Raw genomic sequence first — 25,733 nt, forward strand, 5'->3', positions numbered from 1 at the left:
TCTTGGCAAAAAAACTGCTATTATAGGCGCGCTTTTACTGAGCATATATTCTGCTGACTAGGTGATATGCACTAGTAGACGCTATAGTTACGCGTAGGTAGAGCTTAAAGTCAGTGTGTTGTCGCGTATCTTATGCCAGTGAGAGAGCATCTCTTTAACCAAAGAGAATATAAAATTATTTTCTGAAACTTAACACCTCGTAGTGACAAATTATGGCCCAATTTTACTCGCCAAACCGCCGTACCACCCAACGCCGTCAAATAACGGTGACAATCGATAGTCTAGATGCAGCAGGTCAAGGAGTTGCACGCTCTAATGGTAAAGCGATTTTCGTAGAAGGGCTTCTACCCGGTGAACAAGCGCTAATTGAATTGGTTGAAGAGAAAAGCCGCTTTGCGAAAGCAAAAGTGGTTAAACGTTTAAGTACCAGCCCACAACGGGTTAAGCCACAGTGCCGTTATTTTAATCAGTGTGGTGGCTGCCAGCAGCAGCACATTGATATTTCTCTACAAAGAGAAAGTAAAGCCAATGCATTACAGCATCTAATCGCCCGAGAAACTGAGGTTCAAAAAGAAGCCAAGCCCATTATTTTTGGTGAACCTTATGGTTACCGCCGTAGAGCGCGTCTTGGATTACAGTATCAAAATAAAAGCAAACACCTGTTAATGGGGTTTCGCCAAACTCAATCGAATACCTTGGTCGATATCAAGCAGTGCCCTGTACTGCATCACGACCTTGAACGATTGATCCAACCACTATCTGACTGCTTAAATCAGCTAAAAGCTGCACCAAAACTCGGCCATGTGGAGTTGATCCGAGCAGATAATAGCCTCATTGTCTTACTGCGCCACCTTGTACCATTGGCTCCCTCCGATCAGCAGCTGCTTAAAAGCTTTGAACAGCAACATGAGGTCTGTGTTTGGTTAGCAGGGGATGAACATAGCTTACATCCGTTAAGCGCTTCTACCGTGATACCCGAATATCAGGTTGCTGGGGAAATGTTACAGTTCAGCCCATTAAACTTTATTCAAGTCAATAGTGACATCAATCAGAAAATGGTTGCTCAAGCACTTGAATGGTTGGATCTGCACCCACATGATCGAGTTTTAGATTTGTTTTGTGGCATGGGGAATTTTACATTGCCTATCGCGAGGCGAGTCAAAGCCGTGGTTGGTGTTGAAGGTGTCGAAAATTTAGTCAAACAAGCGAGAAATAACGCGCAGCGCAATTCAATTGGTAACGCGACCTTCTATAATGAAAACTTAGAGGCGCAAATCCATACTCAGCCATGGGCAGCTGAAGGGTTTAATAAGGTATTGTTAGACCCTGCTCGAGCGGGCGCCGCTGGCGTAATGGAACATTTAGTTAAACTGATGCCCGAAAAAATTGTCTATGTTTCTTGTAACCCGACCACTTTGGCACGGGATAGCAAAATTTTGCTTCAAGCGGGATATCAGTTAGTACAACTGCGGATGTTGGATATGTTTCCGCATACCAGTCATCTGGAATCAATGGCGCTATTTATCAATAGCCCAGAGGGTTAACAGGTAGGGAGAATATATGGTTGCTGTAAGAAGTGCACATCTTACCCCAGCAGGTGAGTTTGCCCCAGAAAAATGGGTAAGCGGGCTGGGCCTAAATAATCCACAATCAGAACAAAAACTTATCCATACCTGGCAGTATTGTCATGAAAAATTAGCAGGGCAAGAAACGGCACCCCTACTGCTATGGCGTGGGATCGAGATGACCGAAATACTCTCGACGCTGAGCATGGATATCGGTAGCTTACAAGCCGCACTGCTATTTCCGTTAGTTGAAGAGAAACAGCTCGATGAACAAGCGGTAATTGATGATTTCGGTCAATCAATTTATGAGCTGGTAAAAGGTGTCCTTGAAATGGATGCCATCCGCCAATTAAAGGCGACACAGTCGGGGGAAACTAGCTCCGTTCAAGTGGATAATATTCGTCGTATGTTACTGTCGATGGTTGAAGATTTCCGCTGTGTTGTTATCAAGCTAGCCGAACGCATTGCGCATCTACACGAAGTGAAAGATGCGACAGAAGATGAGCGCGTATTAGCCGCTAAAGAGTGTTCCAATATCTATGCGCCATTGGCCAACCGCTTGGGTATCGATCAACTCAAATGGGAATTGGAAGATTTTTGTTTCCGTTATTTGCACCCAGAAGAATACAAGAAAATTGCGAGTTTATTGCATGAGCGCCGTATTGATCGCGAAGAGTATATCGATAACTTTGTGACCACATTGCGCAAAAAAATGCTGAAAGAGAATATTCAAGCTGAAATTTATGGGCGTCCCAAGCATATTTACAGCATTTGGCGCAAAATGAAGAAAAAATCGCTAGCATTCGATGAGTTATTCGATGTCAGAGCGGTACGTATTGTCGTTGAACGTCTACAAGACTGCTATGCAGCGCTGGGGATAGTACATACCCATTTCCGTCATTTGCCGGATGAATTTGATGATTATGTCGCCAACCCTAAACCCAATGGCTACCAATCTATCCATACCGTAGTACTTGGGCCAAATGGTAAAACCCTCGAAATACAGATCCGCACCCGCCAAATGCATGAAGATGCAGAGTTGGGGGTTGCTGCACACTGGAAATATAAAGAGGGAGCAACAGGGGTTGGTAAAGGAAGCAGCTACGAAAACCGTATTGCATGGTTGCGTAAATTGATAGCATGGCAAGAAGAGATGGCTGATTCAGGTGAAATGCTTGATGAAGTGCGTAGCCAAGTTTTTGATGACCGCGTATATGTATTTACACCTAAAGGGGATGTTGTTGATTTACCTGCGGGGTCAACGCCACTCGACTTTGCTTATCATATCCACAGTGATGTTGGGCACCGCTGTATTGGCGCTAAAATTGGTGGTCGTATTGTACCGTTTAGCTATCAGTTACAAATGGGTGACCAAATTGAAATTATTACCCAAAAACACCCAAATCCAAGCCGTGACTGGCTCAACCCTAATTTAGGCTATGTGACAACCAGCCGGGGGCGCGCTAAGATCCATAACTGGTTCCGTAAGCAGGATAGGGATAAAAACGTGCTGGCGGGGCGTCAAATTCTTGATAACGAATTAGCGCACCTTGATATAGGTATCAAAGAGGCGGAAAAATTATTGATAGCACGCTATAACGTCCATTCTCTTGATGAGGTCTTGGCCGGAATTGGCGGTGGTGATATTCGTATCAATCAATTAGTCAACTTCTTACAAAGTAAATTCAAGAAAACGTCAGCGGAAGAAGCCGATCGCGAAGCGATGAAGACGCTGGAAAGTAAAACTGCGGCGCCACGGCCAGCTTCCCAAACGAATAGCAGTGGTCGCGTAGTTGTCGAAGGTGTGGGTAACCTAATGCACCATATCGCACGCTGCTGCCAGCCCATTCCTGGCGATGACATTGTTGGATTTATCACGAAAGGGAGAGGTATTTCTATCCATAGCGTTGATTGTGAACAGCTTGCTGAGTTGCAAAGCCATGCACCTGAGCGCCTAGTTGATGCAGTATGGGGGGAGAACTACTCCAGTGGTTATTCGCTAGTGGTGCGTGTTGTTGCTAACGATAGAAGTGGGCTGTTACGTGATATCACAACCATCTTAGCTAACGAAAAAGTTAACGTACTTGGCGTTAGCAGCCGTAGTGATGTTAAACAGCAGTTAGCGACCATCGATATGACGATTGAAATTTATAACCTACAGGTATTGGCTCGAGTATTGGCCAAACTGAATCAATTGCCTGATGTGATCGAAGCGAAACGCCATTCTAAATAATCGTAACATCGTTATGCAGTAATAAACGATCCCATGTTATCCTTGCGAAACATGGGATTTTTATGGTTTAAAAAGGTCAAAAAATGAGTACGACAGCATCACAGCTTGAACGATTACTAGGCATTATGGCGAAATTGCGTGATCCACAAACAGGTTGCCCGTGGGATACTCAACAAACGTTTAAAACGATTGCTCCTTATACGCTTGAAGAAACTTATGAAGTCATTGATGCCATTGAGCGTGAAGATTTTGATGACCTAAAAGGTGAATTAGGCGATTTGTTATTCCAAGTCGTGTTTTATGCGCAAATGGCGAAAGAGCAGTCACGTTTTGATTTTAATGATATTTGCCAAGCGGTTAGCGATAAACTAGAACGACGCCACCCGCATATTTTTGACGCAGAAAATCACCCTGATAGCAGTGTTGCACTGGCAGGATGGGAAAAGCGTAAGTCTGCTGAACGTGCACAAAAGGCGCAATTTTCCATCCTTGATGATATTCCAAGCGCGCTACCTGCCTTAATGAAAGCCTATAAGATCCAAAAACGTTGTGCATCAGTGGGTTTTGATTGGGACACGTTAGGGCCTGTAGTCGACAAGGTTCGCGAAGAGCTGGATGAAGTAATGGAAGAGGCCACTCAAGTGGTTGTTGATGAGCAGCGCTTAGAAGAAGAAATTGGCGATCTACTGTTTGCGACCGTGAATTTATCACGTCATCTAGGCCATAAACCCGAAATGGCACTTAACAAGGCCTGCCAGAAGTTTGAAAAGCGTTTTCGCCAAATAGAGTCACGTCTTGCACTAGAAGGTAAAACCACAGAAACCGCAACGCTTGAGGAGATGGAACAGCATTGGCAGCAAATTAAGCTCTCGGAATAATATTTGTTTTTAATGTGTTACCTTATTTTTTAAAATAGTTAGCATCAATACACGAGGAAATATCTTCATTTCCTAGAGGATATGAAACGATAATTGGTGATATAGGAAGTCTCCTTTCTGGAGGACAAAGGCAACGAATATCGATTGCAAGAGCACTTTATCGAGAACCTAAAATTTTGTTAATGGATGAAGCGACAAGTGATTTGGATGTAGAAAATGAGCGTAAAATAACGGAGGCGATTGCCTCACTGCAAATTACCCGTATTTTTGTTGCCCATCGCCCTGAAATGATAAAGTCGGCAGATAAAATTTTTAATCTGCAATTAAATCACTGGGTGTCACAATATGATTGACTATTATTGTTGCTGAAAAAGCCATCATAACTGCAAAGCAAGCTTAAGTTAACCTCATTAACATCCACTTAATACACGCTAGATTGCTGATCTTTTCTACGAGATATACAAAAAATTTCACCTAATTTAATAAAACCATCTTAGTTCACTCTAGTTTTGCTGAAAGGATTTAGCTTTTGCGAAAAATATGCTAGCCTTAGGAGGTGTTTCTGTATAGAGACACGAATTAAAGAGAGGTGAAGTGTTATGAGTGGCATCATAACGCAAATTTGCTAACCTAAAATAGGTATATGATGAGTAAACTCACATTGCTATTTTACTTTAGGGAAAACAGTTTCTACGCTGTCGTATCTCAAAAGCTATGGTAAGCAAAGTCACTTAATGGGTTAAATGGCTTGAGTGATAGCACTGTTGCTGTTTGCATGTTAATCAACCTTGTTTGGGGCTAGAAAATATTTTTTATTTTAACTAGCTGATATTAATGGAATATAGAGGAAAATTAACCTTATTATGCTTAGAACATTTGTAGCGAAATTAAGGTTCGGGTATACTGTTTTCCCGTCCTGTTATATCCATCATCTTTTAAACCTAAACTTTCAGGTTCAGCATGAAAACTAATTATATTTTTGTGACCGGCGGGGTCGTATCCTCTCTGGGTAAAGGCATTGCCGCAGCCTCTTTGGCGGCTATACTCGAAGCCCGTGGACTCAATGTCACCATTATGAAACTGGATCCGTACATCAACGTTGATCCAGGGACAATGAGCCCAACCCAACACGGGGAAGTTTTCGTTACAGAAGACGGCGCTGAAACTGACTTGGATTTAGGTCATTATGAGCGTTTCATCCGTACCAAAATGACGCGTCGCAACAACTTTACAACGGGGCGCGTTTATTCAGAAGTATTGCGCAAAGAACGTCGCGGAGACTATCTTGGCGCGACTATCCAAGTTATCCCTCATATTACCAATGAAATTAAAGACCGCATCATCCGTGGTGGTGAAGGTCATGATGTTGTTTTAGTCGAAGTTGGCGGAACGGTTGGTGATATCGAATCATTGCCATTCTTGGAAGCTATTCGTCAAATGGCGGCAGAAGTAGGGCGTGAACGCACACTCTATCTGCATCTGACTTTAGTTCCTTATTTGGCGGCAGCGGGTGAAGTGAAAACTAAACCAACTCAGCATTCTGTTAAAGAGCTGCTATCCATTGGTATTCAGCCAGATGTGCTGATCTGTCGTTCAGACCGCGTTATTCCTGCGAATGAGCGTGCAAAAATTGCACTGTTCTGTAATGTTCCTGAAAAAGCGGTTATTTCACTCAAAGACGTTGATTCCATCTACAAAATCCCTGGTATGTTGAAATCACAGGGCTTAGATGAGTATATCTGTAAGCGTTTCAATCTTGACTGCCGCGAAGCAAACCTTGCTGAATGGGAACAAGTGATTTATCAAGAAGCAAACCCTACTGGTGAAGTGACCATTGGTATGGTTGGTAAGTATGTTGAATTACCTGATGCTTATAAATCAGTTATTGAAGCTTTAAAACACGGTGGATTGAAAAATCGCCTAACTGTGAATATCAAACTGATTGATTCACAAGATATTGAAACTCGTGGTGTTGATCTATTAAAAGGCTTAGATGCTATCCTTGTTCCGGGTGGATTCGGTGAGCGTGGTATCGAAGGTAAGATCATGACAGCGAAATATGCACGCGAAAATAAAGTGCCTTATTTAGGCATTTGTTTAGGTATGCAGGTTGCCTTGATTGAATTTGCACGTAACGTTGCCAATATGGAAGGTGCAAACTCAACTGAGTTTGATGCAAACTGTAAATACCCAGTCGTTGCGCTAATTACTGAATGGCGTGATGAAAATGGTAACCTAGAAGTGCGTTCTGAAGAGAGCGATCTTGGTGGAACCATGCGTGTTGGTGGTCAACCATGCCACTTAGTTAAAGACAGCTTGGTTCGTGATATGTATGGTGCAGATACGATTGTTGAACGTCACCGCCACCGCTATGAAGTGAATAATCTGTTGCTAAAACGCATTGAAGATGCGGGGCTAAAAGTTGCAGGTCGTTCAGTGGATAACAAACTGGTTGAAATTATTGAAAATCCAAATCACCCATGGTTTGTGGCATGCCAGTTCCACCCTGAATTCACTTCAACGCCAAGAGATGGTCACCCATTGTTTGAAGGTTTTGTTAAAGCCGCTGGTAGCTACCAGAAAGGTGAGTTGAAATAAGATATGGCGGGGTAGGCAGATGTGCCTGCTCCCCACAATTTAACTTGTACTGAGGAAAACCTAATGTCCAAAATCGTTAAAGTGATCGGTCGTGAAATCATTGATTCTCGTGGTAACCCAACTGTAGAAGCTGAAGTTCATCTAGAAGGTGGCTTTGTTGGTTTAGCAGCCGCGCCATCAGGTGCATCTACAGGTTCTCGTGAAGCACTGGAACTGCGTGATGGTGATAAATCACGTTTTCTGGGCAAAGGCGTTCTGAAAGCGGTTGCCGCTGTTAATGGCCCAATTGCAGAAGCGCTGATTGGTCAAAATGCAAAAGACCAAGCGACTATCGATAAGATCATGATTGATCTAGATGGTACTGATAACAAATCTAAATTTGGTGCGAACGCGATTTTGGCTGTGTCATTAGCTAACGCGAAAGCGGCAGCTGCGGCAAAAGGTATGCCTCTTTATGAGCATATTTCTGACCTAAACGGTACTCACGGTCAATATTCAATGCCTCTGCCAATGATGAACATCATCAATGGTGGTGAGCACGCTGACAATAACGTCGACATTCAAGAGTTCATGATCCAGCCAGTTGGTGCTTCAACACTGAAAGACGCTGTTCGCATGGGTTCTGAAATTTTCCATCACCTAGCGAAAGTACTGAAAGCTAAAGGCATGAACACTGCTGTTGGTGATGAAGGTGGTTATGCGCCAAACCTAGAATCTAACGCTGCTGCACTAGGTGCTATTAAAGAAGCTGTTGAGCAAGCTGGTTATGTATTAGGTAAAGATGTCACTCTGGCGATGGACTGTGCGGCTTCTGAGTTCTATAACAAAGAAACTGGCAACTATGAGCTAAAAGGTGAAGGTAAAACCTTTACTTCTGAAGAGTTCACTCATTATTTAGAAGGTCTGACTAAAGAGTATCCAATCGTTTCTATCGAAGATGGCTTGAACGAATCTGATTGGGATGGTTTTGCATACCAAACTAAAGTGCTTGGTGACAAAATCCAATTGGTTGGTGACGATCTGTTTGTTACAAACACTAAGATCCTCAAAGAAGGTATTGAGAAAGGCATTGCTAACTCTATCCTGATTAAATTCAACCAAATCGGTTCTCTGACTGAAACATTGGCTGCTATCAAAATGGCGAAAGATGCGGGTTACACTGCGGTTATCTCTCACCGTTCAGGTGAAACTGAAGATGCAACCATTGCAGACTTAGCGGTTGGTACTGCGGCAGGCCAAATCAAAACAGGTTCTATGAGCCGTTCTGACCGTGTTGCTAAATACAACCAATTGATCCGCATTGAAGAAGCATTGGGTGACCGTGCTCCATTCAATGGTCTGAAAGAAGTTAAAGGCCAAGCATAATTTAAGCTAGGTTGAGTTATTTCTCAAAACGGGGAGCATTGTCTTCCCGTTTTTTATTAGCCCCCATCCCCCCATTTTTTTGTTTAAATTTCTTTATCTTTTGCTAAGGAATTACACGGACTCATCATTTTTTAGATGTTCACAAAATCGATAGTTTTTTATGTATCAAATGAAAAAAGTGTTTAATTGCGCGGTACAGCTCTCAATTTTGCATCATCTACATTTGAATTTCATTCGATTAACTCTATATTCCCCATACTGTAAATAAATATTAACAAGAGCTTGGGCACTAGGATGCTGATAAGCCAATGGAGTGAATATGGATGCTTCTGAATCTCTGAAACCTTCTGTTGGGCCAACGCCATCAAATGTAAAAGGTTGGGTGATTTTAGCGGTTGATATCGTATTGCTAATTTTACTTTTAAAATATTTACCATTTGATGATAAAGCGAATGCTGGGCTTGCAATGATGGTATTTATTGGTGTGCTTTGGTTGACTGAAGCGATACACGTTACTATCACTGCATTATGTATCCCAATCTTAGCGGTTGGTCTTGGTTTGATGAATACAGGCGATGCCTTGAAGTCATTTGCAAACCCAATTATTTTCCTATTTTTTGGTGGTTTTGCTTTGGCGACAGCGTTGCATATTCAAGGCCTAGACCGGCTGATCGCTAACCGTTTATTAATGGTAGCACGTGGGCGTTTATCCGTAGCCGTGGTGTTGCTATTCGGTGTAACGGCACTGCTATCAATGTGGATTAGTAACACGGCAACAGCCGCGATGATGCTACCCCTTGTGTTAGGTATCCTTTCTAATTTGGATGCGCGTCATGAACGTAACACCTTCGTGTTTGTTCTATTAGGTGTTGCTTATAGTGCGAGTATTGGTGGTTTAGGTACCATTGTTGGTAGTCCACCAAACGCAATCGCAGCTTCTGCACTTGGCTTGGATTTCTTGTCATGGATGAAATATGGCATTCCAATTATGGTTGTGCTGTTACCAATGATGTTTGTGCTGATGTTTATGATGCTACGTCCAAATTTGAAGCATCGCTTTGAATTAGAGCTAGAGCATGTGGAATGGAATGGTAAACGTATCACAGCGATGTGCATCTTTCTTATCGCGGTGCTGTGCTGGATCACTAGTACATTTATCAGTAAAGCATTAGGTGGCGTTAAAGATCTGGATACGATTATTGCCGTAAGTGCAGCAATCCTTATCGGGGTAACTGGTGTTGCGAGCTGGGCGCAAATCCAGAAAAACACGGAATGGGGCGTATTGATGCTGTTCGGTGGTGGTTTAACACTGAGCGCTATTCTAAGTTCGTCAGGTGCAAGTAAGATTATGGCTGACTGGATGCAAATGACTTTTGGTCAAAGCCATTGGTTCGTCATTATCTTAGCGGTCACTACGTTTATCATTATCTTAACGGAATTTACAAGTAATACAGCGAGTGCGGCGTTGTTAGTACCTATTTTTGCTACCGTAGCTGAAGCATTGGGCATGCCTGTTATGGCATTGACGATGATTATTGGTATTGGTGCATCTTGTGCCTTTATGCTACCAGTGGCAACACCGCCAAATGCTATTGTCTTTGGTTCTGGTTATATCAAGCAGATCGAGATGGTGCGTGTTGGTGCAGTGTTAAACGTTGCTTGTATTATTGTGATATCACTATTTGCTTGGTTCTTCTGGCTGTAATTCGAGTCAGTCATAACCGCAAAGTGATTGGAGGCCTCATGTTGATGAGGCCTCCAGCTATTTAGCCCCGCTTGGCTTAAGGTAATAGTCAAAGAGTAAAGGAATAAAATGGCATTTTATACTCAATGATTATTCGACAGTTTGTCTCACCAACTCTTGCTGGTTGCTGCCAAGGCGTAATCGTCCTGTAAGGGCAAACTGGCTATCCCCCTGTAAAGAAAAGTTCATCGCTTCAATGAGACCTTTTATATCAACCTTATTTTGTGGACACATAAAGCTGTCCTTACATTGATATCGATGGCTTTCGAGTAAAATAGAACGCCCCGTCAGTTTACCATTTTCACTTAGTTCGAATTGGCTCCCTTCACTATGCAGTGTTGTTGCTTTATATTTTGCTCCTGAAACCAGTAGACCTTCACGAATAGAGAGAGAAGCATTACCTGAGCTACTTAGATAGTTTTGGACGGCAGAGGTGATGTTGACTGCATTTTGTAGTTTTATACGGTCAGCGAATACATTGATTTTAGATAACTGTATAGGGTTAGCTTGTTGTTGATTAATGGTGACTTGGCTACCGGGAGAGACGGTAAATTTTAATTGGCTATAGTCTTTTAATGGTTTCGGTAGCAGTTTTTTGGGATCTGTTTTGTCTTTAATAAACTGTCTTTCAAAATTCCCTGCGACCAATGATAGGCTAGCAATATTGCTTGCAGAGCCGTTGTTCCATGTAATGCCATTAGGATTAGCAATGACTAAGTTGGCTGTTTGGCCTTTTATACCAATAACTCCTTGAATATTTGTAGCTTCGCTCCCGGTCACTTCGGCAAGGATCATTTTAGCGGCTTTCCCACCGAGAGCGCTATTGTCGCTGATATCATTATTAAATACTAAACCATGTTCATTAGAAGAGAGTGTTTCAAAGCGGTTAAATGAAATATGGTTCTCTAATGGAGCGGTAATATTGATGACTTTGGCTTGAGTTGTGTTGGTGGATGCGATTGCGTAGTGGTAAAAGGTAAATAAAAATAACGAGGTAATACAACGATAACGTAGTTGCATGGTGATGCTCCTTGCGATGAAAGATCCTATAAATTTAATTAAAGTATATCGGTAAAAGAAAGCGGTTAACCATATCAAAAAATATGGGGAGATAATCAAAAACAAAAAGAGTGAACATATAATAAATAAATTATTGCTTTGATTTAATAAGAGATATTTAACTTAAGAGTATTTGAAGTGAGATTGTAAACAATGACTATCAGTAGAGCCGCAAAGATACCTATTTCAGTTAAGCGTTAATTTAAATGAATAATAATGATTATTTGGTGTTTAGTATCTCTTGTGGTATCGAATGGCATTGACTGCGTCAGGCGTTATAGGGAAGGGAAGAATAATGTCACGCTTAAGCTGACAAGTAATGCATTAAAAAGGGCCACTGTTGTGGCCCTTAGCGATTATTTTAGCTGAATATAATTATTCGGCTTTTTTGACTGGATGAGCATGCTCAAGCTCTTCTGTTTTTCCTGCAAAGCGGCGACGGATCACCACGTAGAATACAGGAACGAAGAAGATAGCCAGTGAGGTTGCAGCGAACATACCACCCAGAACGCCTGTACCAACGGAGTTCTGTGCTGCTGAACCTGCACCATTACTGAATACCAGTGGGATAACACCTAACATAAAGGCCAGTGATGTCATCAGAATGGGTCGTAAACGCATTTTCACAGCTTCTAATGTCGCTTCAACTAATCCTTTGCCTTCTTTTTCCATCAAGTCTTTGGCGAATTCAACAATCAATATTGCGTTCTTCGCCGACAGACCAATGGTTGTTAAGAGGCCCACCTTGAAGTAAACGTCGTTCGACAGTCCACGAACGGAGGTAAACAGTAATGCACCGATAATACCCAATGGAACAACCAACATAACAGAGAATGGTACAGACCAGCTCTCATATAGGGCTGCCAGACATAGGAAGACAACAATCAGTGAGATAGCATACAGGGCAGGTGCCTGGTTACCAGACAAACGCTCCTGATATGACATACCTGTCCACTCATAACCAATCCCTTTCGGTAGGTTTTCAGTTGTCAGTTTTTCCATCATCAGCATAGCATCACCCGTACTTTGACCAAATGCTGCTTGCCCTTGAATGTTCATTGAAGGAACACCGTTATAACGCTCTAAACGCGGTGAACCATATTTCCAAGGATCTTGAGATTCATCCAAGAAGGCAGAGAATGGCACCATGTTCCCTTCGGCATTTCGAACATACAATGAACTAATATCCGAAGGTAGCATACGGCTTTCTGCATCACCTTGTACGTAAACTTTCTTAACACGACCACGGTCGATAAAGTCGTTTACATAAGTACCACCGAAAATTGAACTAAGCGTTGCATTGATATCTGCAATAGCGACACCTTGTGCTTGCGCTTTTTGTTGATCAATATAGATACGGTATTGTGATGTATCATCTTGCCCGTTAGGACGAACACCTTGCAAAATTTCAGGGTGTTGAGCCGCTAAACCAAGTAACTGGTTACGTGCCGCCATTAAGGCATCATGTCCTAAGTTACCTTGGTCAACCAATTCAAAGTCAAAGCCGTTGGCCGTACCTAACTCAACAATAGCAGGTAGGTTAAAGGCGTAAATCAATGCTTCTTGCTTTTGTGATAGTGCAGCGTTTGCACGACCCACAATCGCTTCAACGTGGTTTTCATCGCCTTTACGTTCACTCCAATTCTTCAGAACCACGAATGCGAGACCCATGTTTTGGCCTTGACCCGCGAAACTGAATCCACCAACGGTAAAGACAGACTCAACGTTACGTTCTTCTTTGGTATGGAAGTAAGTGTTAACTTCATCCAGTACAGCTTGTGTTTGCTCTTGCGTTGATCCTGGTGGTAATTGAACCATCGCTAAGAATACCCCTTGGTCTTCTTCTGGTAAGAATGAAGAAGGAAGGCGGATAAACATTAACGCCATACCTGCCACTAATACGAGATAAATGAGCAAGTAACGGCCTGTACCATTCAACATGCGGCTAACACTATCAGTATAGTGGTGTGCTTGCTTTTCGAATGTACGGTTAAACCAGCCGAAGAACCCTTTTTGGCTACCATGACTGCCTTTTTTAATTGGCTTTAATATAGTGGCACAAAGTGCAGGGGTTAAGATCATTGCAACCAGTACCGATAAGATCATGGCTGAAACGATGGTAATGGAGAACTGACGGTAAATTGCACCTGTTGAGCCACCGAAGAAGGCCATTGGAACAAATACCGCGGACAGTACCATGGCGATACCCACCAACGCACCTTGAATTTGCCCCATGGACTTCTTGGTTGCTTCTTTTGGTGATAAACCTTCTTCTTGCATAACACGTTCAACGTTTTCAACCACAACGATGGCGTCATCCACGAGAAGACCGATAGCGAGTACCATCGCAAACATGGTTAAGGTGTTGATCGAGTATCCAAATGCGGCCAAGACGGCAAATGTTCCCAACAAGACGACAGGAACCGCAATTGTTGGTATCAATGTGGCACGAATGTTCTGTAAGAACAGATACATTACTACAACAACCAGCATGATTGCTTCAACGAGCGTTTTAACAACTTCGTTAATCGAAATCTTAACGAATGGCGTTGTATCATATGGATAAACAATTTCTAACCCTTCAGGGAAGAATGGTTCCATATTCGCTAGTGCTGCACGGACATTGTTCGCCGTATCCAGCGCGTTAGCGCCCGTCGCTAGCTTAATACCGATACCTGCTGCGGCTTTACCATTAAATCGCGCAATGGTGCTGTAGTTTTCAGCGCCAAGTTCAACCGTTGCTACATCTTTTAAACGTACTTGAGAACCGTCTTTATTGACTCGTAAGAGGATATTGGCGAATTCTTCAGGGTTGTTTAAACGGGTTTGTGCAATGATAGAAACGTTCAAGCGTTGGCCTGCAACTGGAGGTGTTCCCCCTAATTGACCTGCCGCCACTTGGTTGTTTTGTACTTTAATTGCATTGATAACATCGGTTGTTGTCATGTTGTACTTAACGAGCATTTCTGGTTTTAACCAGATACGCATCGCATATGGCGTACCAAACAACTGTGTTTCACCAACACCATTAACACGGCTAAGTGGGTCTTTAATATTAGAGCCAACGTAGTCGGCAATATCATATTGTCCCATTGAGCCATCGGCAGAAACGAAGCCGGCTACCATTAAGAATGAGCTGGTAGATTTATCAACGCTAATACCTTGTTGCTGTACTTCTTGGGGAAGTAATGGCATCGCGAGCTGAAGTTTGTTTTGCACTTGAACCTGTGCAATGTCGCCATCCGTACCGGCTTCAAACGTCAGCATGATATTAGCAGAACCTGATGAATCACTGGTTGATGACATATACACCAAGTTATCGATACCATTCATATTCTGTTCGATAACCTGAGTCACTGTGTTCTGTACCGTCGATGCATCGGCGCCCGGATAGTTTGCCGAGATAGAAACAGACGGCGGTGCAATGGTCGGATACTGTGCCACAGGTAACTTGATAATTGCCAACAGACCAGCAAGCATAGTAATAATAGCAATTACCCATGCAAAAATTGGTCTTTCTATAAAAAACTTAGGCATTAATCAACCGCTCCCTTACTTAGACTTTTGTTCAGGTTGTGCCTGATTGTCTATAGATTGCGCTTCTAAATTAGCTTCCTTAGGAACGACAACAAGACCTGGTTTGATTTTTTGGAGGCCAATCACAATAACGCGATCGCCATCTTGCAAACCATCAGTGACTAGCCATTTGTTGCCTACAGCTTGTGCTGTTTTTACTTTTCGGACTTCAACTTTATCGTCTTTACCTACCACCATGACTTGAGCGTCACCTTGTGGAGTACGAGCCAAACCTTGTTGAGGAACCAAAATCGCTTTTTCCATGACACCATCTTCTAAGATAGCGCGCACAAACATTCCTGGCATAAGCTCTTTATTTGGGTTCGGGAAGACTGCTCTCATTGTGATTGAACCTGTTGTTTCATCCACAGTGACATCAGAGAATTCCAGAGCACCTTTTTGGGCATACTCTTGGCCATTATTAATGACTAAGCTCACAGGGGCTTTGCCCGGCTCTTTTTGTAGAGCGCCTTTTTCTATCTCGTTACGTAGACGCAAGAAATCTTCACTGGATTGCGTCACATCAACATAGATAGGGTCAAGCTGTTGAACTCGCATCAACTCAGTGGCTTGACCAGAAGAAACTAAAGCACCTTCGGTGACATTTGATTTCCCCGTGCGACCACTGATTGGCGCAGTAACTTTGGTATAGTTCAGATTAATACGCGCAGTTTCAACGGCAGCTTCTGCTGCTTTCACAGCCGCTAAAGCTTGTGCATAAGTTGATGTTGCCTGATCGTATTCTTGCTGACTAATGTAATTAGTACCTAAAAGTGGCTTGTAGCGTTTTACCGTCAAACCGGCCAAATTTGCATTAGCTTGCGCTTTAGCAAGTTCAGCTTTCGCACTATCATAAGTGGCTTGGAAAGGCGCTGGATCTATCTGATATAAAGACGTTCCGGCCTCAACATCGCTACCTTCTTTGTAGTTACGTTTGAGTATAATGCCACTTACCTGTGGACGGACCTCTGCGACACGATATGCGGATGTACGTCCAGGTAATTCGGTCTTGATAGTCAGAGGTTCGGCTTTTAGCGTAACAATTCCTACTTCAGGCGCCGGGCGTTCACCGCCACCTTTCTGTTCATCGTTACAACCTGATAAAGCTAAGCCACCTGAAAGAACCAACAGAGCCAGAGGTAACACCCCTCTGTTTTTTCGCATAAGTTAACCTCAATTAATCAACATGAGTAAAAAACAATATAAGAAAAATGGTAAACAATAAGATTTATCACTATGCTATAGTACAAACATACACGAATGTATGTAAATCAGCTTTGTCGATAAACGAGTTACAATGGCACGAAAAACTAAACAACAGGCCGAAGAAACCCGTCAGGAAATTTTAGATGCTGCCATCAAAACCTTTTCTGAACGAGGTGTATCGGCGACATCTTTAGCCGATATTGCCAAATCCGCTGGTGTGACCCGCGGAGCGATATACTGGCATTTCAAAAATAAAGTCGACCTATTCCACCAAGCTTGTGAGTTTAGTGACAGTCAAATACAACAGGCCGAAAATTATTATCGTTTGAAGTATAGTAATGATCCACTGGCAATTCTAAAAGAAATTTTAGTTTATATTTTGACAGATTTTATTGAAAGCCCTAAAAACCGCGCTTTGATGGATATTCTGTTCCACAAGTGTGAATTGGTAGGGGAAATGGCGGCCATTGTTGATTTAAAAAAAGAGAATTACGTTGCTAGCCATCATCGTATCATTGAACTCCTACGCCATTGTGTTGAAGCAGGGCAACTCCCAGCTAATCTCGATTTAGAGTGTGGGGCAATTATGATCCGCGCCATGATGGCTGGGTTACTTGAAAACTGGTTATTGCAGCCTGATAGTTTTAAGATACATAAACGTACGGAAATATTGGTGGAAACGATGCTAGAAACATTGAAATACAGTCCATCATTACGCGTAAAAACGGATCAGACTGAATAACCGGAGAAAATACCATGTCATCAATTTTGATTATTGCTAATGGCGCCCCTTATGGTAATGAAACTTTATTTAACTCATTACGTTTGGCGATTACACTCAAAGAGCAGCACCCACAAACAGAACTGAAAGTGTTTTTAATGTCAGATGCGGTTACAGCGGGTCTTAAGGGGCAAAAGCCGAAAGAAGGTTATAATATTCAACAGATGTTGGAAATTCTAACGGCACAGCAAGTGGCGGTGAAATTATGCAAAACCTGCACAGATGCACGTGGTGTGAGTGAACTTCCCTTAGCCGATGGCGTGGAAATTGGCACTTTAGTTGAACTTGCAGCTTGGACATTAGAAGCAGATAAAGTTCTGACATTTTAAAAATATAATGTGCTGTTAACAAAAGTTAGCAGTACATTATTGACTCAACAAGATACAAAAAAACCTTTTATGGGTTCATCCATGCAGACGACTAAATATCAATGGGTTCGGCAATTCATCATGATTTGCGCACTCTTTATGTTGCTTTTTTCTGGCTATAGCCATGCGGTGGTAAATAGCTCTCTTCCAAATAAAAATGATATTCAAAATAAACTGAATACATTAAATAAAAAAAGCCATCCGAGTGCTGAAGATAAACTGGCTATTGCAGATATTGAAAAGTCGCTGGGTTTTTATGATGAGTTAAACAAACTTGATAGCAAGTCGGATGAACTGCAAAAAAGTCTAGATAGAGCGGGTGAAGATGCAAGGCACGCTGTTCGTGCTTTGCAGCAGCTTAAAAAGAGTAGCGAAGAAGATGCACTGAATTTTGCTAATAGCATCAAAAACATTCCCCAAAGTCAGCTGGAAACTATGCTCAGTAATACCTTAGAGCAGCTACAAGCAGAGCAAAATGATTTGGCTAGCTATAATAGCTATTTAATTAGTTTGCAAACTCAGCCTGAAAGGGCGCAAACCATCATGTTGGAGAATGCTCGTCGGTTACAAGAAATTCGCAATGAATTAAATAATGTATTTAATGACTCGGCAAAGTTACGCGATACGCAAATTGAGCTACTGCAAATAGAGCAGAATTATTTGCAACAACAAAATGAATATCAAAAGCGGGTATTACAAGGCAATACTCAGTTGCAAGAAGTATTACAAAAGCAACGTGACTATACGATTTTTTATATCGAACAACTTGAAAAACGGATTGAATTGCTTCAATCCTATATCAGTGATAAACGGCTTAATGACTCTGAAGCAACGGCAAGAGAAGCACAAACCTCCACTGAAAGCGATTTACAACTAAAACAAAACCCATTAATTCAAAAAGAATTAGCGATGAATAATGCCCTGAGTGAGCGCTTGATTGAAGTCACTCAAGGAAATAACCGCATGGTACAAAATAGCATTCGCGTGAAAGCGTGGCTAGAACGAGCAACGCAATCAGAACGCAACTTGAAAGAGCAAATTAATGTCCTACGTGGAAGCCTATTGTTATCGCGTATTTTATTCCAGCAACAAATTGACCTTCCTGATGATATTTTAACCAAAAATCTGCCTAATACGATTGCTGATTTACGTCTGGAGCAGTTTGACGTTAATCAACAACGTGACGCTTTATACCAAGTGAATAATTATATTGCGAATATAGAAAAGCAATTAGCAGAAAAATCAGGCGCTGAGCAAGGTAATAGCCAATTACTTTCCACAGAAGATAAAGAGGCATTAACGAAGCTGCTGGATGTAAGGCGTGAATTACTAGATGAATTAAACCTGCAATTAGGTAACCAAATTTCTCAGGCCATTAATTTGCAGCTCGACCAAAAACAGTTATTGAGTGTAGTGAGTTCACTGGAACATACGTTGGCGCAACAAATTTTCTGGGTAAACAGTAATAAGCCGATCGACCTTACTTGGGTCAGTGCATTTCCAGAAGCGGCAACACAACAAATCAATAATTTTGATTTTAGCCTGTCAAAAGGCAGCATCAAAAAAGGAATAACAAACTCATTATTTGTCGTTGTTCCACTGCTATTATTGGCGTTAGTGTTTGTTTGGTTATACCACAAAATTTCGGCTCGCCTACAACAGATAAATCAAAGCTTATCTAGCTTAAGGCAAGATAGTTTATTAAATACGCCATTCGCGCTGTTCTTGACTCTTTTGCAAACCTTACCGACGGCGTTAGTGCTGGTGGCTTTAGGTTACTGGTTTTTAAAAACAGGTAATGTTCAAGGTGAATTTGTTTGGGCGCTCTGTTTGCAATTAGCCACTTTTTGGGTGTTATTTGAATTAACTTGGCGTGTGTTAAAACCCAAAGGAATCGCAGAAAAACATTTTGGTATTGACCCCAAATTTGCCGCACAAACACGGCGTCGAGTAACGCGTCTGTCACTGCCTTTATTGCCATTAATTTATTTTTCTACGTATGGGGTGATTAATCCTCTAAAAGTTTCTGAAGACGTGATTGGGCAATTAATTGTTTTATTGTCATTGTTGATGCTGTTTATTTTTACATTGCCATTTTGCAAACATATTTGGAAAGAGAAGGGCAGCCATTTAACGCGTTCAGTAGTGATAACAATATTAACGTTCTCGCCTTTGGTATTGATTGGTTTAATGATGGCTGGGTACTACTATACAACGTTGCGTCTTGCTAATCGTTGGTTAGATAGCCTGTATTTATTGCTGCTTTGGTATATCACTTATAATGCGTGTTTACGTGGTCTAACATTAGTGGCTCGGAAACTCGCTTATCAACGCGCAATTGAGCGTCGTAAAGCACAAAACCAAGAGGAGAGTGAGAACGAGCCAATTAAAGAGCCACCAATGACGATTGAGCTTATTAGCCAACAATCATTGCGCTTAACCACAATGGTCTTGTTTATTATCTTTGCATTAGGTTTTTATGCCATTTGGTCTGATTTCATTACTATTTTCTCATTTTTAGATAGTGTTGATTTATGGCATTACACGGCAACGACCGCCGAAGGTAGCAACACCTTACAGTCGGTGACCTTAGCAAACTTATTATTGGCTATGGTGATTATTGTGGTGGCATGGATCATGACTCGTAACTTGCCGGGATTATTAGAGGTTTTAGTATTATCACGGTTAAAATTACGTCAAGGCTCAACCTACGCGATCACGACAATTTTAACTTACATTATTGTCGGGATCGGGGCGATAACTTCTCTAGGTATGCTAGGTATCACATGGAGCAAACTGCAATGGTTAGCGGCCGCATTAACGGTTGGTTTAGGTTTTGGTTTGCAGGAAATCTTTGCTAACTTTGTTTCCGGGATCATTTTGTTATTTGAGCGCCCGATCCGTATTGGCGATACCGTGACTATCGGCACCTACTCAGGTACGGTGAGTAAGATCCGTATTCGAGCAACAACCATAATTGATTTTGATCGCAAAGAAGTGATCATCCCAAATAAAGCATTTGTAACGGAACGCCTAATTAACTGGTCGCTTTCAGATACCGTCACGCGGATCACGGTTGCACTTGGTGTGGCATACGGCTCTGATCTCGATAAAGTGAAACAAGTGCTACTTAATGCGGCGACATCGAATAGTAAGGTGATGACAGATCCTGCACCAGCGGTATATTTCACAGGATTTGGGGCGAGCACCTTAGATCATGAATTGCGTTTTTATGTACGCCAAATTGGTGATAGAGGAACGACCAGCGATGAAGTACATCGTGCAATCGACAGGTTATGCCGTGAAAACGATATCAATATCGCCTTTAACCAACTAGAAGTTCACCTTCATAATGACCAAGGTGAAGTGATCCAAGAAATTAAGCGTGACCCAAATTTAAAGAAAGGGGATAACGATTAACACGGTTTAGTCATTGGTTAAACAGGTTGCTTCGGCAGCCTGTTTGACTAAATAGTCATGTTTTACAATTTCAAGGGCTTTGAGAACAATATCAGTTTCAATATCTGATGTTTCAAGTAAGTAGATTAAATCAACAGCAAGCTGTGTTTCTTTTGGGGCATCTTTTAAAGAATCCATTCTGACTCCTTATTATTGACAGCGGGCTATTATGATACGAATTTTTTGCTATTTATATATTGATAGATATTAAATTTTTATCGAAATGTGAGCAAGTTGATATTATTTAATGATAACGGTGATGATTTTCACTGTAAAACATGAACAGATATTGAGCATATTTATCATGAGTATATGAATTGCTAAATCGAATAATGATACTACTAATGTTAAATATATCGGAAAATTATTAATTCAACTCATCTTTTATTGATGACTGAAAATAGATTGTATTGATTTGATAATCTAAAAATTGTTATTTCTTTATTTATTAACATTATGACAGTATATTTATTGTTATTGAATTATATGCATGCTAATGTTGCTAGTTATTATTAGTGGTATAACTAGGTGATTTTGTGGTGAAATTATCAGAAAGTTTTTATTTAACAATTTGTATAGTGATAAGTTTTATTGTTACTTATTATATTGCAGGTATTGATGCGACGTTATGGAGCTCGCTATCAACACTTCATGGTTATACTATTTTTAATAAAGCCACACGTTATAAAAATATAATTTATTCATTATTATGCTCGCTGTTTGTTTTTGTAGGAACTGCACTTGGCTACTATTTAGGTTTTAGCTATCTATTTTTTATTGTTTTATTCTTATCACCTTTTTTCTACTATCAACTTTATAATGTTGACTCCTCTTTAGAGATGTCATTTAAGTACTTTATGATTTTCTTCATCATAGGGGCGACATTGAATAAATCCAGTTTTGATGGTCTGGTGATAGGGTTACTGATCGGGACGTTCATAACACTAACCTTTTGTTATAGCATCAGTAAACGGAAGAAAATTACTTTTTTTCAAATTAAAAGGTATATTTCATTAAAAAGGGATAGGGTCACTTACCATTTGATCTGCCAGTCACTGATCTACGCAGTTGGTTTATTATGTTGTGTCTTATCATCAAGAGCAATCAACGTTGATCACTTCTTTTGGGCGCCTTTGACCTTTATTTTTGTATTAAATCCTAAGTTAACAAATATTGTTAAATTAACTCGTGATAGAGTGATTGGCACATTGATTGTTGTTTTTGTTCTTTACTTGGCATTTAACGCATCGGTATTAATGCCATACATTGGTTTTGCATTAATTCTTCTCTTTTCGTTTTTAATTCCAATTAGTAATACAAAGAAAAATAACGTATTTGGAACAATTTGTCTCACAGGGCTTGTATTATCGCTTATTGAAATGTCGATTTACTTTAATAATGTTGACTATCACTTATTGTCCGAAAGGATCATGGAAACATTGATAGGGGGTCTATTTGCGATAGTAAGTAGCTACTGTATTAAATTGGTTATGAAAGGTAAGTAATCAAGATTATTAATATAAAGCAATTGTGTAGCCTTCGTTTTCTGTTATGGAATGAGGCTACATCCAAAAATGGTTCGCTTTATTTAATCTAAATATTGATTTTCTTGATGTTCTATTGCTTTTTCGATTCGTATCAACGCTTGTCGGCAACGGTATAAACGGCCGGCTAATGCGGCGATATCTTTTTGGCATTGGTGGCGTTGTGCCTGATTGGTTAGACTGTTTAACTGTAATTCGCGTTCACTCACCATTGCTAATAAACGGCGCTCATAGTCTTGATGTTGGGATAAACGCTCATATAGGTCGACTTGCTCTTTCTTTTCTTGATAATGACTCTCCTTTTTACGTAAGCCCTGTGTCGATAGTTCACGAGATAGCGCTTGAATTTGGTGAGCAATTTTTTCTGTCAGAAAGTTAACTTGTTCTTTATGGTTGAGTGACACACTGTGACAAAGTTGCTGATACAACTTATCTAACTCTTTCTGGCAATCTCCTAGATGCGTTGATTTTGTACTAAAAAGCTGAGTATCAAAGCGAGCGTGTGAAAATTCCTGATCTGCAATAGGCGCAATACGAGCTTGCAATGCGTCAATTTGCGTTTTTAGCGCATCTAAAAGAGGCTGTACTTTCATTTTTGTTCTCGCTAAAAGTGAAAAATCATGGAAAATTGATGTGTAACAATAAAACTTGCCGCAAATAAGCAGCCCCTTATTGCATTTTTATGGTACTTTAAATAGATTCTACCTTTTCGTGTTTACTATACTGATTGGCACTTATTATGACTGCTAAAGAGCAACAACTGCAATTAATTAAAGAAAGTATTGCAACCATCCCTAATTACCCAAAAGAAGGGGTGCTATTTCGCGATATTACCACACTATTAAATAACCCTGCTGCTTATCAGGCCACCATCGATTTGTTGGTTGACCATTACAAAGATAAAGGGGTAACTAAAATTGTAGGTACTGAAGCCCGCGGTTTTCTGTTTGGTGCACCAGTCGCATTACGTTTAGGGGTTGGTTTTGTTCCTGTACGTAAAAAAGGGAAATTGCCCCGTGAAGTATTAAGTATGACCTATGACTTGGAATATGGTACAGATACTCTTGAAATCCATCGAGACAGTATCCAGCCAGAAGATAACGTCTTAGTCATTGATGACCTGCTGGCAACAGGGGGAACGATTGAAGCGACAGTAAGAATGATCAAGCAACTCGGTGCTAAAATTGTTGATGCTGCCTTCATTATTAGCCTACCTGATTTAGGTGGCGAGGAGCGCCTTGCCGCAGAAGGGATCCACTCATTTAGCTTAGTCGAGTTCCCAGGTCACTAATTCTCGTTTCCTCACTATTTTCCTTACTATTTTTATCACGGTCTCGCCGTAAGGGCAGAGGCTGTGGTAGCATGGTGCTATATACCATGTTTAGAAACTGCATAATTCATGAGCTATCAGGTACTTGCCCGTAAGTGGCGCCCCCAAAAATTTTCAGATGTCGTAGGTCAACAACATGTATTGACCGCGCTTGCAAATGGTCTGGAACACCAGAGGCTTCACCACGCCTATCTTTTTTCAGGCACTCGTGGTGTCGGCAAGACGACAATTGCTCGTCTGTTTGCTAAAGGTCTTAACTGTGAAACGGGGATCACTGCGACACCTTGTGGTAAATGCACAAATTGCCAAGAGATAGAACAAGGGCGGTTTGTGGATTTGATTGAAATTGATGCGGCATCCAGAACAAAAGTGGAAGATACGCGAGAGCTACTGGATAACGTTCAGTATGCCCCTGCACGTGGACGCTTCAAAGTTTATCTGATTGACGAAGTTCATATGCTATCGCGCCATAGCTTCAATGCGTTGTTAAAAACCCTTGAAGAGCCGCCTGAACATGTCAAATTTCTTTTGGCGACGACAGATCCGCAAAAATTGCCAGTGACTATTTTGTCACGTTGCTTGCAATTCCACCTAAAAGCGTTGGATGTCAGCCAGATAAGCGAGCAACTTGAGCATATTCTCACCGCAGAAAATATTGAACACGATACTCGCGCGCGCCAACTGATCTCTCGCGCTGCTGATGGCAGTTTGCGAGATGCCCTCAGCCTAACTGACCAAGCGATTGCGATGGGGCAAGGAAAAGTGACGGCAGATATTGTCAGTCAAATGCTCGGCACGCTCGATGATGAGCAGCCACTCGCTATCATCGAAGCCTTGGTTCGAGCTGACGGTATTGCGGTCATGTCAGAGGTAGAGCATGCGGCGAGCCGAGGAGCGGATTGGGAGAATTTGCTGGTTGAAATCCTCTCCTTGTTGCATCGTATTGCCATGATCCAGCTGTTACCAGCCGTTAAAGAGACGGATCCATCATCAACAGAGGGGCGGCTCAGGCAAATTGCCCGAATGATCTCACCTGCTGATTTGCAACTCTTTTATCAAACCTTGCTTGTTGGTCGTCGAGATCTTCCCTATGCCCCTGAGCGTCGCATGGGGGTTGAAATGGCGCTGTTACGTGCACTGGCATTCCATCCCAAAAGCATTATTGAGGAGCCAGTGACACCCACGGTAGTGGCTGCACCAGCACCGACAGCGATAGAGCCTGCTCGTTCTGTACCGCCTAAGCCAACAGCGGCAACAGCAAATGCTGCAATATCGGAAAATAGCCCGACATTGCAGCTACTAAAAGCAAAGGAAGCGTTACACTCCTCTCAAAATGAGGGACCTGACGCAAAAAAGAATAAACCGGCCGCGCCTGAAAAGGCTAAGCCGGCGATGTCAGCACTTGAGAGGCTGGCCGCCGTCACTAGCCAGCACCAACAAAATATGGCTAGCCGCGCATCTGACGTAAAAAAAGCGGCGAAACCAAAACCTTATCAGTGGCGTCCACAGTCTGAAGAGGCTAATACCAAAGAGGCGGTTACAACACCAACAGAAATAAAAGAAGCGTTGGAATATGAGAAAACCCCGGAATTAGCCGAGAAAATTACTGAAGAAGGTCGGGCGCGTGATAGCTGGTCTGCCGAGATCGCACAATTAAATATTCCTAAGCTGGTTGAACAATTAGCTTTGAATTCATATATAGAGAAAATAGACAGCTCGCACATTGTACTTCATTTACGCTCAGCACAGCGTCATTTGAATAAGCCTTCAGCGCATGAAGCGTTACAAAGTGCATTGAGCCAACATTATGGTCAACCTGTTGAACTGAAAATCGTTCAAGATGATAATACGGCAGTAAAAACGCCACTTGAATGGCGACAGGCGATTTATGAAGAGAAACTGGCGCAAGCCCGTCAGTCAATTATTGCGGATAAAACGATTCAAAAGCTACGCTCAATGTTTGATGCGCAGCTAGATGAAGAGAGTATTCGCCCCGTTTAACGCTACAGTCTCTGTTAGTAAGCTGT

General features: G+C 41.7%; 17 protein-coding genes and 1 pseudogene. 13 read left to right on the plus strand and 5 right to left on the minus strand.

From position 1 onward, the window contains the following. The first annotated feature begins 212 nt into the window (after nt 1–212). The 7 genes and pseudogenes from rlmD to PSF11_RS08375 all read left to right on the plus strand — a co-directional run bounded on the left by rlmD (nt 213) and on the right by PSF11_RS08375 (nt 10,344). Nucleotides 213–1,544 (plus strand): 23S rRNA (uracil(1939)-C(5))-methyltransferase RlmD, encoded by a 1,332-nt coding sequence (rlmD, locus tag PSF11_RS08345; RefSeq protein WP_072502460.1) that lies wholly within the window; start codon nt 213–215, stop codon nt 1,542–1,544. 16 nt (nt 1,545–1,560) lie between these two features. Then, a complete protein-coding gene (relA, locus tag PSF11_RS08350) occupies nt 1,561–3,798 on the plus strand; it encodes a GTP diphosphokinase (protein ID WP_272682753.1) in 2,238 nt (745 codons plus the stop codon). Between the two features lie 83 nt (nt 3,799–3,881). Continuing rightward, the gene (gene mazG / locus PSF11_RS08355) at nt 3,882–4,676 is read left to right on the plus strand and encodes a nucleoside triphosphate pyrophosphohydrolase (protein ID WP_004922490.1); all 795 of its coding nucleotides are present in this window, start codon (nt 3,882–3,884) and stop codon (nt 4,674–4,676) included. A gap of 38 nt (nt 4,677–4,714) precedes the next feature. After that, nucleotides 4,715–5,029, plus strand: a pseudogene (locus PSF11_RS08360) (ATP-binding cassette domain-containing protein); the annotation flags it as partial. Between the two features lie 607 nt (nt 5,030–5,636). Next, complete coding sequence (pyrG, locus tag PSF11_RS08365; RefSeq protein WP_004922482.1) at nt 5,637–7,274, plus strand: glutamine hydrolyzing CTP synthase; 1,638 nt, start codon at nt 5,637–5,639, stop codon at nt 7,272–7,274. A gap of 63 nt (nt 7,275–7,337) precedes the next feature. Continuing rightward, nucleotides 7,338–8,639 carry a phosphopyruvate hydratase gene (gene eno / locus PSF11_RS08370; protein ID WP_004922479.1) on the plus strand — a complete coding sequence of 434 codons (1,302 nt, stop codon included), beginning with the start codon at nt 7,338–7,340 and terminating at the stop codon, nt 8,637–8,639. A gap of 319 nt (nt 8,640–8,958) precedes the next feature. After that, nucleotides 8,959–10,344: a DASS family sodium-coupled anion symporter gene (locus PSF11_RS08375; RefSeq protein WP_004922475.1), complete on the plus strand. Its 1,386-nt coding sequence runs from the start codon at nt 8,959–8,961 to the stop codon at nt 10,342–10,344. Nucleotides 10,345–10,473: 129 nt separating this feature from the next. Here the strand turns inward: PSF11_RS08375 and PSF11_RS08380 are convergent, their stop codons facing one another. The 3 genes from PSF11_RS08380 to PSF11_RS08390 form a co-directional block, all read right to left on the minus strand. Then, the gene (locus PSF11_RS08380; protein WP_004922472.1) at nt 10,474–11,403 is read right to left on the minus strand and encodes a two-partner secretion domain-containing protein; all 930 of its coding nucleotides are present in this window, start codon (nt 11,401–11,403) and stop codon (nt 10,474–10,476) included. A gap of 414 nt (nt 11,404–11,817) precedes the next feature. Continuing rightward, the gene (locus tag PSF11_RS08385) at nt 11,818–14,979 is read right to left on the minus strand and encodes an efflux RND transporter permease subunit (protein ID WP_004922465.1); all 3,162 of its coding nucleotides are present in this window, start codon (nt 14,977–14,979) and stop codon (nt 11,818–11,820) included. Between the two features lie 15 nt (nt 14,980–14,994). Next, nucleotides 14,995–16,182 carry an efflux RND transporter periplasmic adaptor subunit gene (locus PSF11_RS08390; protein ID WP_004922461.1) on the minus strand — a complete coding sequence of 396 codons (1,188 nt, stop codon included), beginning with the start codon at nt 16,180–16,182 and terminating at the stop codon, nt 14,995–14,997. Nucleotides 16,183–16,315: 133 nt separating this feature from the next. Between PSF11_RS08390 and acrR the strand changes: the two genes are divergently transcribed. The 3 genes from acrR (at nt 16,316) to mscK (ending at nt 20,793) form a co-directional block, all read left to right on the plus strand. After that, the gene (gene acrR / locus PSF11_RS08395) at nt 16,316–16,966 is read left to right on the plus strand and encodes a multidrug efflux transporter transcriptional repressor AcrR (protein ID WP_004922458.1); all 651 of its coding nucleotides are present in this window, start codon (nt 16,316–16,318) and stop codon (nt 16,964–16,966) included. 14 nt (nt 16,967–16,980) lie between these two features. Next, on the plus strand, nt 16,981–17,334 hold the full coding sequence (locus PSF11_RS08400; protein ID WP_004922455.1) for a DsrE/DsrF/TusD sulfur relay family protein: 354 nt from the start codon (nt 16,981–16,983) through the stop codon (nt 17,332–17,334). A gap of 69 nt (nt 17,335–17,403) precedes the next feature. Beyond that, complete coding sequence (mscK, locus tag PSF11_RS08405) at nt 17,404–20,793, plus strand: mechanosensitive channel MscK (protein WP_121874628.1); 3,390 nt, start codon at nt 17,404–17,406, stop codon at nt 20,791–20,793. A gap of 6 nt (nt 20,794–20,799) precedes the next feature. Here the strand turns inward: mscK and PSF11_RS08410 are convergent, their stop codons facing one another. After that, nucleotides 20,800–20,970: a DUF2496 domain-containing protein gene (locus tag PSF11_RS08410; RefSeq protein ID WP_004922449.1), complete on the minus strand. Its 171-nt coding sequence runs from the start codon at nt 20,968–20,970 to the stop codon at nt 20,800–20,802. Between the two features lie 401 nt (nt 20,971–21,371). Between PSF11_RS08410 and PSF11_RS08415 the strand changes: the two genes are divergently transcribed. Next, nucleotides 21,372–22,337, plus strand: a complete 966-nt coding sequence (locus tag PSF11_RS08415) for an FUSC family protein (protein ID WP_014656558.1) — start codon at nt 21,372–21,374, stop codon at nt 22,335–22,337. A gap of 83 nt (nt 22,338–22,420) precedes the next feature. On the opposite strand, the gene priC is transcribed toward PSF11_RS08415, so the two are convergent. Continuing rightward, nucleotides 22,421–22,969, minus strand: a complete 549-nt coding sequence (gene priC, locus PSF11_RS08420; RefSeq protein WP_053110366.1) for a primosomal replication protein PriC — start codon at nt 22,967–22,969, stop codon at nt 22,421–22,423. A 146-nt stretch (nt 22,970–23,115) separates the two neighbouring features. Between priC and apt the strand changes: the two genes are divergently transcribed. After that, complete coding sequence (apt, locus tag PSF11_RS08425) at nt 23,116–23,667, plus strand: adenine phosphoribosyltransferase (RefSeq protein WP_004922439.1); 552 nt, start codon at nt 23,116–23,118, stop codon at nt 23,665–23,667. A gap of 108 nt (nt 23,668–23,775) precedes the next feature. After that, nucleotides 23,776–25,707 (plus strand): DNA polymerase III subunit gamma/tau, encoded by a 1,932-nt coding sequence (dnaX, locus tag PSF11_RS08430; RefSeq protein WP_072502457.1) that lies wholly within the window; start codon nt 23,776–23,778, stop codon nt 25,705–25,707. Nucleotides 25,708–25,733 lie beyond the last annotated feature (26 nt).

The organism is Providencia sp. PROV119, from assembly GCF_028482435.1.
GTDB classification, from domain to species: Bacteria; Pseudomonadota; Gammaproteobacteria; order Enterobacterales; family Enterobacteriaceae; genus Providencia; species Providencia stuartii.

Bases quoted from the DNA above. Each gene is read 5' to 3' on its own strand.
- rlmD (WP_072502460.1), top strand. From the start codon at position 213: ATGGCCCAATTTTACTCGCCAAACCGCCGTACCACCCAACGCCGTCAA.
- PSF11_RS08390 (WP_004922461.1), bottom strand. From the start codon at position 16,182: ATGCGAAAAAACAGAGGGGTGTTACCTCTGGCTCTGTTGGTTCTTTCA.
- PSF11_RS08410 (WP_004922449.1), bottom strand. From the start codon at position 20,970: ATGGATTCTTTAAAAGATGCCCCAAAAGAAACACAGCTTGCTGTTGAT.
- apt (WP_004922439.1), top strand. From the start codon at position 23,116: ATGACTGCTAAAGAGCAACAACTGCAATTAATTAAAGAAAGTATTGCA.
- pyrG (WP_004922482.1), top strand. From the start codon at position 5,637: ATGAAAACTAATTATATTTTTGTGACCGGCGGGGTCGTATCCTCTCTG.
- priC (WP_053110366.1), bottom strand. From the start codon at position 22,969: ATGAAAGTACAGCCTCTTTTAGATGCGCTAAAAACGCAAATTGACGCA.
- dnaX (WP_072502457.1), top strand. From the start codon at position 23,776: ATGAGCTATCAGGTACTTGCCCGTAAGTGGCGCCCCCAAAAATTTTCA.
- mscK (WP_121874628.1), top strand. From the start codon at position 17,404: ATGGGTTCATCCATGCAGACGACTAAATATCAATGGGTTCGGCAATTC.
- PSF11_RS08385 (WP_004922465.1), bottom strand. From the start codon at position 14,979: ATGCCTAAGTTTTTTATAGAAAGACCAATTTTTGCATGGGTAATTGCT.
- acrR (WP_004922458.1), top strand. From the start codon at position 16,316: ATGGCACGAAAAACTAAACAACAGGCCGAAGAAACCCGTCAGGAAATT.
- mazG (WP_004922490.1), top strand. From the start codon at position 3,882: ATGAGTACGACAGCATCACAGCTTGAACGATTACTAGGCATTATGGCG.
- PSF11_RS08380 (WP_004922472.1), bottom strand. From the start codon at position 11,403: ATGCAACTACGTTATCGTTGTATTACCTCGTTATTTTTATTTACCTTT.
- PSF11_RS08400 (WP_004922455.1), top strand. From the start codon at position 16,981: ATGTCATCAATTTTGATTATTGCTAATGGCGCCCCTTATGGTAATGAA.
- PSF11_RS08375 (WP_004922475.1), top strand. From the start codon at position 8,959: ATGGATGCTTCTGAATCTCTGAAACCTTCTGTTGGGCCAACGCCATCA.
- eno (WP_004922479.1), top strand. From the start codon at position 7,338: ATGTCCAAAATCGTTAAAGTGATCGGTCGTGAAATCATTGATTCTCGT.
- relA (WP_272682753.1), top strand. From the start codon at position 1,561: ATGGTTGCTGTAAGAAGTGCACATCTTACCCCAGCAGGTGAGTTTGCC.